Origin of the sequence: Streptococcus mitis (genome assembly GCF_047465045.1) — a bacterium.
Classification (GTDB): Bacteria; Bacillota; Bacilli; order Lactobacillales; family Streptococcaceae; genus Streptococcus; species Streptococcus mitis_DT.
The window spans coordinates 26,806-36,639 of record NZ_JASHAR010000020.1 but is presented as its reverse complement, the minus strand read 5'-3'; the positions used below and the strand labels follow the sequence as shown (position 1 = coordinate 36,639).

12 protein-coding genes are annotated in these 9,834 nt (G+C 41.3%); 9 read left to right on the top strand and 3 right to left on the bottom strand.

From position 1 onward, the window contains the following. The coding region (locus QM409_RS09400) for a transposase (protein ID WP_414305592.1) at nt 1-365 on the top strand (365 nt) is incomplete at its 5' end. Nucleotides 366-425: 60 nt separating this feature from the next. On the opposite strand, the gene QM409_RS09395 is transcribed toward QM409_RS09400, so the two are convergent. From QM409_RS09395 to coaA, 3 genes are all read right to left on the bottom strand, one after another. Then, nucleotides 426-953, bottom strand: coding sequence for a DNA topology modulation protein (locus QM409_RS09395; protein WP_414305591.1), 528 nt, complete (start codon nt 951-953; stop codon nt 426-428). Nucleotides 954-1,005: 52 nt separating this feature from the next. Continuing rightward, on the bottom strand, nt 1,006-1,242 hold the full coding sequence (rpsT, locus tag QM409_RS09390; RefSeq protein WP_001274000.1) for a 30S ribosomal protein S20: 237 nt from the start codon (nt 1,240-1,242) through the stop codon (nt 1,006-1,008). A 67-nt stretch (nt 1,243-1,309) separates the two neighbouring features. After that, nucleotides 1,310-2,230, bottom strand: coding sequence for a type I pantothenate kinase (gene coaA, locus QM409_RS09385; RefSeq protein WP_049501762.1), 921 nt, complete (start codon nt 2,228-2,230; stop codon nt 1,310-1,312). A 200-nt stretch (nt 2,231-2,430) separates the two neighbouring features. Here coaA and QM409_RS09380 point away from each other — a divergent pair, with 200 nt between their 5' ends. From QM409_RS09380 to QM409_RS09345, 8 genes are all read left to right on the top strand, one after another. After that, nucleotides 2,431-2,835, top strand: a complete 405-nt coding sequence (locus QM409_RS09380; protein ID WP_414305590.1) for a hypothetical protein — start codon at nt 2,431-2,433, stop codon at nt 2,833-2,835. Nucleotides 2,836-3,040: 205 nt separating this feature from the next. Further along, nucleotides 3,041-3,631, top strand: a complete 591-nt coding sequence (locus tag QM409_RS09375) for a class I SAM-dependent methyltransferase (RefSeq protein ID WP_414305589.1) — start codon at nt 3,041-3,043, stop codon at nt 3,629-3,631. Further along, nucleotides 3,628-4,905: a pyrimidine-nucleoside phosphorylase gene (locus tag QM409_RS09370; RefSeq protein ID WP_414305588.1), complete on the top strand. Its 1,278-nt coding sequence runs from the start codon at nt 3,628-3,630 to the stop codon at nt 4,903-4,905. The genes QM409_RS09375 and QM409_RS09370 overlap by 4 nt, the downstream gene beginning before the upstream one ends. A gap of 19 nt (nt 4,906-4,924) precedes the next feature. Beyond that, nucleotides 4,925-5,587: a deoxyribose-phosphate aldolase gene (gene deoC, locus QM409_RS09365; protein ID WP_265480662.1), complete on the top strand. Its 663-nt coding sequence runs from the start codon at nt 4,925-4,927 to the stop codon at nt 5,585-5,587. Next, on the top strand, nt 5,574-5,963 hold the full coding sequence (locus QM409_RS09360) for a cytidine deaminase (RefSeq protein ID WP_000246088.1): 390 nt from the start codon (nt 5,574-5,576) through the stop codon (nt 5,961-5,963). The genes deoC and QM409_RS09360 overlap by 14 nt, the downstream gene beginning before the upstream one ends. A gap of 89 nt (nt 5,964-6,052) precedes the next feature. Continuing rightward, nucleotides 6,053-7,105 (top strand): BMP family lipoprotein, encoded by a 1,053-nt coding sequence (locus QM409_RS09355; RefSeq protein ID WP_001036120.1) that lies wholly within the window; start codon nt 6,053-6,055, stop codon nt 7,103-7,105. Nucleotides 7,106-7,247: 142 nt separating this feature from the next. Beyond that, on the top strand, nt 7,248-8,783 hold the full coding sequence (locus QM409_RS09350; protein ID WP_414305587.1) for an ABC transporter ATP-binding protein: 1,536 nt from the start codon (nt 7,248-7,250) through the stop codon (nt 8,781-8,783). Beyond that, the gene (locus QM409_RS09345; protein ID WP_084888380.1) at nt 8,776-9,834 is read left to right on the top strand and encodes an ABC transporter permease; all 1,059 of its coding nucleotides are present in this window, start codon (nt 8,776-8,778) and stop codon (nt 9,832-9,834) included. The genes QM409_RS09350 and QM409_RS09345 overlap by 8 nt, the downstream gene beginning before the upstream one ends.

The window sequence follows — 9,834 nt, the reverse complement described above, 5'->3', positions numbered from 1 at the left end:
ATCCTTACGGCTGGTATTATCGTTTTCACCATATCAAACATCAGAAAACACAGACGGACTTTCAACAGGAAATCAAGGTTTACTACGCTGATGAACCTAAATCAGCCCCTCAAAAGGGACTGTATATGAACGAACGCTATCAAAACTTGAAAGCTAAAGAATGTCAGGCGCTTTTATCTCCCGAAGGAAGACAGATTTTCACTCAACGCAAGATTGATGTGGAACCTGTCTTTGGGCAGATAAAGGCTTGTTTGGGTTACAAGAGATGTAATCTGAGAGGGAAGCGTCAAGTGAGAATTGACATGGGATTGGTACTTATGGCCAATAACCTCCTCAAATACAATAAGAGAACAACTCAAAATTAAAAAGCTAGAGTTTCGCAATTGGAAATCTCTAGCTTTTTTGTGGCTGAGAACTATTTTGTCTCAGGTTCTTTTCTTGTTATGTGCAAGATTTTCTAAGAAGTGGTCTATCTCTTTTTGAGACCTAAGGATGACCACTTTATCTGGATAGGTTTCTTGAACCCACTTATAGCGCTCCTTAGCGGATTTGCTCCGCCCATCCCTGAGAATCCATCTGATAAACTCCCAATTAAATTGTTCTTGACAACCAGCTGCCATACTTTCTCTGACCTTGCCTCGGTATTTGAGGTACCGTTTAAAGGCTCGAAAGAGACAGGTCAATGGGGAAAAATTAAGAAAGATGATTTGGTCAGCTTCCCGCATTCTTTCCTCATAAAAACACCAAGAATAATTCCCATCAATGACCCAAGTTTTATACTTGGTGAGAAAGTTATTCATCTCGGCCAACATCCAGTCATGGTCACTGTCTTGCCAACCAGGCTGAAATTGGAGTGTGTCCATATGTAGTTTGGGGATGGAGTAGCAGTGAGACAACTTTTCTGCTAGAGTTGACTTACCAGAACCAGAATATCCGATAATTGCGATTTTCATTTTCTACCTTTTCCTATTTGGAGACAAAAAAACAGCCTCTATGGACTGTTTCTTATTTAGCAAGTTTAGCTGAAAGACGAGCTTTATCGCGGCTTGCTTTGTTTTTGTGAATCAAACCTTTAGTTTCTGCTTTATCGATAGCTGAGCTAGCAGCACGGAAAAGTTCTTCAGATGGGTTTGCTTCGAAAGCTTTGATAGCAGTACGCATAGCTGATTTTTGAGCTGAGTTCTTTTCGTTTTGTTTAACGTTCAATTCAGCGCGTTTGATAGCTGATTTAATGTTTGCCAATGTTCTTACCTCCATATTTACTAACTATACCATTATATCTGAAAACTTACGTTTTGACAAGGGAAAATTATTTTTTTAAGTAAATTTCATCGATTTCATGGTTCTTTGTTTTATGAAGAATCACTTCCGCACGATTTCTGGTTGGTTCAATATAATTTTGTAGATTTGTGAGATTGATACTTGTCCAGACCTGATGGGCAAAGGATTCCACTTCTCCAATTGGCATTTGAGTAAAACGATAATAGTAGCTATCAGGGTCGTTTTGGGCTAGGCTCAGCATCTTCAAGAAACGGTCCAGATACCAACTCTCGATGTCATCGACTGCAGCATCAACATAGATGGAAAAGTCAAAGAAGTCAGTAATGTAGAGACGCTCGTTTTGTGGATTTTGAAAGACATTTATTCCCTCGACAATCACAAAGTCAGCAGCTTTAACGCTTTGCTTTTCCTCGGGTACGATGTCGTAGACTTCATGAGAATAGACAGGAATATCTACATCTTGTCCATTTTTGATGCGGTCCAAGAAGTTGAGAAGAGCTTCCATATCATAGCTTTCAGGAAATCCCTTGCGATTTAAAATCCCTTGTTCAATCAAGGTCTGGTTGGGATAGAGAAAGCCATCAGTTGTTACTAACTCAACCGTAGCATCTGTAAGTGTACGGGACAGTAGGATTTGAAGTAGGCGACTAGTTGTTGATTTTCCAACGGCAACGCTCCCAGAAACTCCAATGATAAAAGGCTGGGATTTGCTTTCGCGTTGAAGGAAAATCCCTTTTGAGAAGGCCAAATCATCCTTGGTACGTTTGTAAATCTGGATGAGATGGGCTAGGGGAAGATAGACATCGGTAACATCCTGCAAGCTAATCTGGTCATTAAAACTCTTGATGGATTCTAATTCTTCTTCTGTCAAAGGAGGTGTCGTCTTTCGATGTAAAGATTGCCAAGTCTGGCGGCTGATTTTTTCAAAATGTAAAAATTCGTTTGTCATTTGTTTTCCCCTAGATATTTTGTTTATCATACCATAAAAAGCTAAAAAAATAAAGCGGTTTCTTGATGATAGTAAGCCAATATCGTATAATAGAGGTAGATAGAGGTTGACCAATTTATTGATGAAGTAGGAGATAGTTCCTACTGATTTATAAGCTTATAAAGGGGGCTTTTTAGTTCACAACTTATAGGAGGTGTACTATGAAAATCTTAAAACGTTACACATTGGAACTCTGTTTTATTTTAAGTTATGCACTACCTTTTTTAAAAGGAGCCAATGCGGATAATGGTAGACGCTTTGTGGAAATCTATTACGGTTTTACTTTTTTGATGGAACATGCTATTGTAACAGCTATCTTTATCTGTTCGCTCTTGATTGCTTTCTTCCTAAAAAAACGGTGGACGAAATGGCTTGCCGCTGGTAGTTATGTCTTTTTAGTTCTATGGATTGCTACAGAGGGTTATTTCTTCCGCATGTCGCTAGAAGATTTGATACGACTTTGGACAAGTTTGGAAATCCTGACACAAACTTATCAGTTGGGCTTTTATCTAAACATCTTGTTGGGAATTTTGTTGATAATTAAGTATCTGAATGTTAAGCAATAGTAATAAAAATACGCCCGATTATAGATGATAAACTTTTTGTTATATCCTAATTATGATATTTCTAGTTCTAAATGGCTTATTATTTATAAGTGTTTAAAGAGATTGAAGAAAAGGTCTTCTTGACTAGTTTTCTTCAGTCTTTTTCGTTTCATTATCAATTTGTAAACGATTTACAATTTAAGTCAAATTATGGTAAAATAGTTTCATGAGTAAAATGTATTATGCAGAAAATCCTGACGCTGCTCACGACATTCATGAGTTGAGAGTGGACTTGTTGGGAGAAAAAATGACCTTTTTGACAGATGCGGGTGTTTTTAGCAAGAAAATGATTGACTTTGGCAGTCAACTTTTGCTCAAGTGTCTTGAGGTCAACCAAGGAGAGACTGTCCTTGATGTAGGCTGTGGTTATGGGCCTCTGGGCTTGTCCTTGGCTAAGGCTTATGGAGTTCAGGCGACCATGGTCGATATCAATAATCGTGCCTTGGATTTGGCGCGACAAAATGCTGAACGAAATAAAGTGGCAGCGACGATTTTCCAGTCTAACATCTATGAACAAGTTGAAGGAACATTTGAACATGTCATTTCCAATCCTCCTATCCGTGCAGGCAAGAAAGTGGTTCATGAAATCATTGAGAAAAGTAAAGATTTCTTGGAAACTGGTGGAGATTTAACAATCGTTATCCAGAAAAAACAAGGGGCCCCAAGTGCTAAGTCCAAGATGGAAGAGGTGTTTGGCAATTGTGAAATCGTCAAAAAAGATAAGGGATACTATATCCTTAGAAGTGTGAAAGAATGAGAGCAGTTGATTTAATCCAAAAGAAACGAGATGGTCAAGAACTGACTTCGAGTGAAATTGAATGGCTAGTTGAAGGCTATGTGTCAGAAACTGTTCCTGATTATCAGATGTCTGCCTTTGCTATGGCTGTTTATTTCAAAGGAATGACGACTCGAGAAATATCTAATTTGACCATGAAAATGGTTCATACAGGGCAAGAGTTTGATTTATCCGCTATTGATGGGGTTAAGGTTGACAAGCATTCTACGGGTGGTGTTGGTGATAAGGTAACCTTGATTTTAGCTCCTCTTGTTGCTAGCTTTGGTGTGCCTGTGGCAAAAATGAGTGGTCGTGGTCTCGGCCATACTGGAGGGACAATTGATAAGTTGGAGTCCATTAAGGGTTATCAAGTAGAACGTAGTCAAGAGGATTTTATTCGTCAGGTACAGGACATTGGAGTATCTGTCATTGGGCAATCAGACCAGCTGGTCAAAGCGGATAAGCTTCTCTATGCCCTCCGTGATGTGACCGCAACTGTCGACACGATTCCTTTGATTGCGAGTTCGGTGATGAGCAAGAAAATCGCGGCAGGAGCGGATGCTATTTTGCTAGACGTGACTGTCGGTGAGGGTGCCTTCATGAAGACGGTTGATGAGGCGCGTGAATTGGCTCAAACCATGGTGGAACTTGGTAAGGCAGTTGGTCGAAAGACGGTAGCAGTCATTACGGATATGAGTCAGCCTTTGGGACGAGCAATTGGAAATCGTCTGGAGATCCTTGAAGCACTGGAGATTTTACAAGGTCAAGGACGTCAGGATATTACCCATTTTATATGCGAATTGGCTCAAATTATGCTTGGCCTGGGAAATGTTAACAAGACAGTTGAAGAAGTTCGCCAACATCTTGAAAATGGAGAAGCGCTTGCTAAGTTTGAGGAGATGGTCCAAGCCCAAGGTGGAGACTTGGAAGACCTCTATCGTCCTGTAAATGTAGCCCATGTGGTGGAAATCCCTGCTCAGGAAACGGGTGTCATTTCAGCTCTTCCAGCTATGGAATTTGGTCTCTATGCCATGAGGCTGGGGGCAGGCCGTGCAGTCAAATCTGATGCCTTGGACTATGAAACAGGAATTGTTTTTGAAAAGAAAGTTGGAGATTCCGTTCAACAGGGAGAAATTGTTGCAAAAGTATACACAAATGGAAAAATTTCTCCTCAGCTAGTTACAGATTTTCAAAAATATGTTAAAATAAATGATAGTGTGCAAAGTTTACGAGAAATTATAGAAATTATCTCATAAACCTCAGGAGAATCCGAATATGAAATTAAATAAATATATCGATCATACGCTTTTAAAACAAGATGCAACAGAAAATCAAATTAATTGTTTGTTGTCTGAAGCTAGAGAGTATGATTTTGCCAGTGTTTGCGTTAATCCGACCTGGGTCGAACATGCTAAAAAAGGGCTTGAAGGCACCGATGTCAAGGTCTGCACAGTAGTAGGTTTCCCTTTGGGAGCAACAACTTCAGCTGTGAAAGCTTTTGAAACCAAAGAAGCTATTCAAAATGGTGCAGACGAGATTGATATGGTGATCAATGTTGGAGCTCTCAAAACAGGTAATCTTGATTTGGTTGAGTCAGATATTCGCGCAGTCGCGGAAGCAAGTGGTGACAAGTTAGTGAAAGTCATTATTGAAGCTTGCCTTCTGACCGACCAAGAAAAAGTTGTGGCTTGCCAATTAGCTCAAAAAGCAGGAGCTGACTTTGTCAAAACATCTACTGGCTTTTCAACTGGTGGTGCTACGGTAGCAGATGTTACATTAATGCGTGAAACAGTTGGTCCTGATATGGGTGTCAAGGCTGCTGGTGGAGCTCGTTCTTATGCAGATGCTCTTGCATTTGTGGAAGCAGGGGCGACCCGTATCGGAACTTCAGCTGGGGTAGCCATTTTAAAAGGAGAATTGGCAGATGGCGACTACTGAGTTGATTGAACTGGCAATTGAAACCAGCAAACATGCCTATGTCCCCTATTCTCACTTTCCTATCGGAGCAGTTTTAGTGGCAAAAGACGGAAGTGTTTACACAGGAGTGAATATCGAAAATGCTAGCTATCCTTTGACCAATTGCGGTGAGAGAACAGCCATTTTTAAGGCTATATCTGAAGGACAAAGAGAGTTTTCAGAATTGATTGTCTATGGACAGACTGAAAAACCGATTTCACCATGTGGTGCTTGTCGCCAAGTAATGGTCGAATTTTTTGAACAAGATCTAAAAGTGACCTTAGTCGCAAAAGATAAATCGACGGTCGAGATGACGGTCGGGGAGTTACTTCCATATTCTTTTACAGACTTAAACTAGTCTGAGTCGCTCTCTGAGTGGCACGGTCCTTGTGGCCAACCAATCCATATTTGCAACATCGTTGCACATCTTATTTAGGAGGTTCAGTAATGAACAAGAAACAATGGCTAGGCCTTGGTCTAGTTGCAGTGGCAGCAGTTGGACTTGCTGCATGTGGTAACCGCTCTTCTCGTAAGGCAGCTTCATCTTCTGATGTGAAGACAAAAGCAGCAATCGTCACTGATACTGGTGGTGTTGATGACAAATCATTCAACCAATCAGCTTGGGAAGGTTTGCAGGCTTGGGGTAAAGAACACAATCTTTCAAAAGATAACGGTTTCACTTACTTCCAATCAACAAGTGAAGCTGACTACGCTAACAACTTGCAACAAGCGGCTGGAAGTTACAACCTAATCTTCGGTGTTGGTTTTGCCCTTCACAATGCGGTTGAAGAAGCAGCTAAAGAACATTCTGACTTGAACTATGTCTTGATTGATGATGTGATTAAAGATAAAAAGAATGTTGCTAGTGTAACTTTCGCTGATAATGAGTCAGGTTACCTCGCAGGTGTTGCAGCAGCTAAAACAACTAAGACAAAACAAGTTGGTTTTGTAGGTGGGCAGGAATCAGAAGTTATCTCTCGTTTTGAAGCTGGTTTCAAGGCTGGTGTTGCCTCAGTAGACCCATCTATCAAAGTACAAGTTGACTACGCTGGTTCATTTGGTGATGCTGCTAAAGGTAAAACAATTGCAGCCGCACAATACGCAGCTGGTGCAGATATTGTTTACCAAGTAGCTGGTGGTACAGGTGCAGGTGTCTTTGCAGAAGCAAAATCACTTAACGAAAGCCGTCCTGAAAATGAAAAAGTTTGGGTTATCGGTGTTGACCGTGACCAAGAAGCAGAAGGTAAATACACTTCTAAAGATGGTAAAGAATCAAACTTTGTTCTTGTATCTACTTTGAAACAAGTTGGTACAACTGTAAAAGATATTTCTAACAAGGCAGAAAAAGGTGAATTCCCTGGCGGTCAAGTAATCGTTTACTCATTGAAAGATAAAGGGGTTGACTTGGCAGTAACAAACCTTTCAGAAGAAGGTAAAAAAGCTGTCGAAGATGCTAAAGCTAAAATCCTTGATGGAAGCGTAAAAGTTCCTGCAAAATAATGGATGGAAGTCATTTCTTAGGAAGCGGTCCTCGGCCGCTTTTTAAGAGTTGAGACAAAGTCATTTTGTCTCAGTAAAGCTTGCTACTAGACAAACTAGCAAGTTTTATTGAAATAAAATAAGACTCTGAAAGGAAGAGCACATGGCACACGAAAATGTCATTGAGATGCGTGATATTACCAAGGTGTTTGGTGAATTTGTTGCCAACGACAAAATCAACCTGCACCTACGAAAAGGTGAAATTCATGCACTTTTAGGAGAAAATGGGGCTGGAAAGTCCACGCTCATGAACATGTTAGCAGGGCTTCTTGAACCAACCAGTGGTGAAATTGTGGTCAACGGTCAAGTTGTCAACCTCGACTCACCATCTAAAGCAGCTAGCTTGGGAATCGGAATGGTTCACCAGCACTTTATGTTGGTAGAAGCCTTCACAGTGGCTGAAAACATCATTTTAGGTAGTGAATTGACTAAAAATGGTGTGCTAGATATCGCTGGAGCTAGCAAAGAAATCAAGGCTCTTTCTGAACGTTATGGCTTAGCTGTTGACCCTTCTGCCAAGGTAGCAGACATCTCAGTCGGAGCCCAACAACGTGTAGAAATTTTAAAAACCCTTTATCGGGGGGCTGATATCCTTATCTTTGACGAACCAACGGCTGTCTTGACTCCATCAGAAATTGATGAGTTGATGGCTATTTTGAAAAATCTTGTCAAAGAAGGAAAATCAATTATCTTGATCACCCACAAGTTGGACGAGATTCGCGCAGTTTCTGACCGCGTTACAGTTATCCGTCGTGGGAAATCAATTGAAACAGTCGAAATTGCAGGAGCTACCAATGCTGATTTGGCGGAAATGATGGTGGGACGTTCAGTTTCCTTTAAAACAGAGAAACAAGTATCTCAACCAAAAGAAGTTGTCTTGTCTATTAAAGACTTGGTGGTCAATGAAAACCGCGGTGTTCCAGCTGTTAAAAATCTGTCCTTGGATGTTCGTGCTGGAGAGATTGTTGGTATTGCGGGGATTGATGGGAATGGTCAGTCTGAACTGATTCAAGCCATCACAGGTCTTCGCAAGGTTGAATCTGGTAGCATCGAGCTAAAAGGAGATTCAATTGTAGGCTTGCACCCACGTCAGATTACAGAGTTGAGTGTTGGGCACGTTCCAGAAGACCGTCACCGTGATGGCTTGATTTTGGAAATGATGATTTCTGAAAATATTGCCCTTCAAACCTACTACAAAGAACCACATAGTAAAAATGGAATTTTGAACTATTCAAATATTACTTCTTATGCTAAAAAGCTAATGGAAGAATTTGATGTTCGTGCTGCCAGTGAATTTGTGCCTGCAGCTGCACTCTCAGGAGGAAATCAACAAAAAGCAATAATTGCTCGTGAAATTGATCGTGATCCTGATCTCCTTATCGTCAGCCAGCCAACTCGTGGGTTGGATGTCGGTGCCATTGAATATATCCACAAGCGCTTGATTGAAGAGCGTGATAATGGGAAAGCTGTCCTTGTTGTCAGCTTTGAGTTGGATGAGATTTTAAACGTCTCAGACCGTATTGCCGTTATCCACGATGGGAAGATTCAAGGTATTGTATCACCAGAAACAACTAATAAACAAGAACTTGGTGTCTTGATGGCTGGTGGAAACTTGGGAAAGGAGAAGAGTGATGTCTAAAAAATTACAACAAATTTCGGTTCCCTTGATTTCTGTCTTCCTAGGAATTTTACTCGGAGCCATTGTCATGTGGATTTTCGGTTATGATGCTATTTGGGGCTACGAAGAATTGTTCTATACAGCCTTTGGTAGCCTGCGTGGAATTGGAGAAATCTTCCGTGCTATGGGGCCTCTAATCTTGATTGGTCTTGGTTTTGCCGTTGCCAGTCGTGCAGGTTTCTTTAATGTCGGGCTTCCTGGTCAGGCTTTGGCAGGTTGGATTCTCAGTGGTTGGTTTGCCCTATCGCATCCAGATATGCCCCGTCCCTTGATGATTCTAGCAACCATCGTGATTGCCTTGATTGCTGGTGGGATTGTCGGCGCGATTCCGGGTATTCTTAGAGCCTATCTAGGGACGTCAGAGGTTATCGTAACTATCATGATGAACTACATTGTTTTGTATGTAGGGAATGCCTTTATCCATGCTTTCCCTAAAGACTTCATGCAAAGTACAGATTCGACCATTCGTGTTGGGGCTAATGCAACCTACCAGACACCTTGGTTAGCTGAGTTGACTGGTAATTCGCGGATGAATATTGGTATTTTCTTTGCCATCATTGCTGTTGCAGTCATTTGGTTCATGCTCAAGAAAACGACTCTTGGTTTTGAAATCCGTGCGGTTGGTCTTAATCCACATGCTTCAGAATATGCTGGTATTTCTGCCAAACGGACTATCATACTATCAATGATTATTTCAGGTGCCTTGGCAGGTCTTGGTGGAGCTGTTGAAGGGCTTGGAACATTCCAGAACGTCTATGTTCAAGGGGCGTCATTAGCCGTCGGATTTAACGGGATGGCGGTTAGTCTGCTTGCGGCCAACTCACCAATTGGTATTCTTTTTGCAGCCTTCCTATTTGGCGTTCTCCAAGTTGGAGCCCCTGGTATGAATGCGGCGCAGGTACCATCTGAGCTTGTCAGCATTGTAACAGCGTCTATTATCTTCTTTGTCAGTGTTCATTATCTTATCGAACGCTTTGTCAAACCGAAAAAACAAGTTAAAGGAGGTAAGTAA

What these genes read in the sequence shown, in the direction of transcription:
- QM409_RS09370 (WP_414305588.1), top strand. Translation starts at nt 3,628, where the DNA reads ATGAGAGCAGTTGATTTAATCCAAAAGAAACGAGATGGTCAAGAACTG.
- QM409_RS09380 (WP_414305590.1), top strand. Translation starts at nt 2,431, where the DNA reads ATGAAAATCTTAAAACGTTACACATTGGAACTCTGTTTTATTTTAAGT.
- deoC (WP_265480662.1), top strand. Translation starts at nt 4,925, where the DNA reads ATGAAATTAAATAAATATATCGATCATACGCTTTTAAAACAAGATGCA.
- QM409_RS09360 (WP_000246088.1), top strand. Translation starts at nt 5,574, where the DNA reads ATGGCGACTACTGAGTTGATTGAACTGGCAATTGAAACCAGCAAACAT.
- coaA (WP_049501762.1), bottom strand. Translation starts at nt 2,230, where the DNA reads ATGACAAACGAATTTTTACATTTTGAAAAAATCAGCCGCCAGACTTGG.
- QM409_RS09395 (WP_414305591.1), bottom strand. Translation starts at nt 953, where the DNA reads ATGAAAATCGCAATTATCGGATATTCTGGTTCTGGTAAGTCAACTCTA.
- QM409_RS09350 (WP_414305587.1), top strand. Translation starts at nt 7,248, where the DNA reads ATGGCACACGAAAATGTCATTGAGATGCGTGATATTACCAAGGTGTTT.
- QM409_RS09375 (WP_414305589.1), top strand. Translation starts at nt 3,041, where the DNA reads ATGAGTAAAATGTATTATGCAGAAAATCCTGACGCTGCTCACGACATT.
- QM409_RS09355 (WP_001036120.1), top strand. Translation starts at nt 6,053, where the DNA reads ATGAACAAGAAACAATGGCTAGGCCTTGGTCTAGTTGCAGTGGCAGCA.
- QM409_RS09345 (WP_084888380.1), top strand. Translation starts at nt 8,776, where the DNA reads ATGTCTAAAAAATTACAACAAATTTCGGTTCCCTTGATTTCTGTCTTC.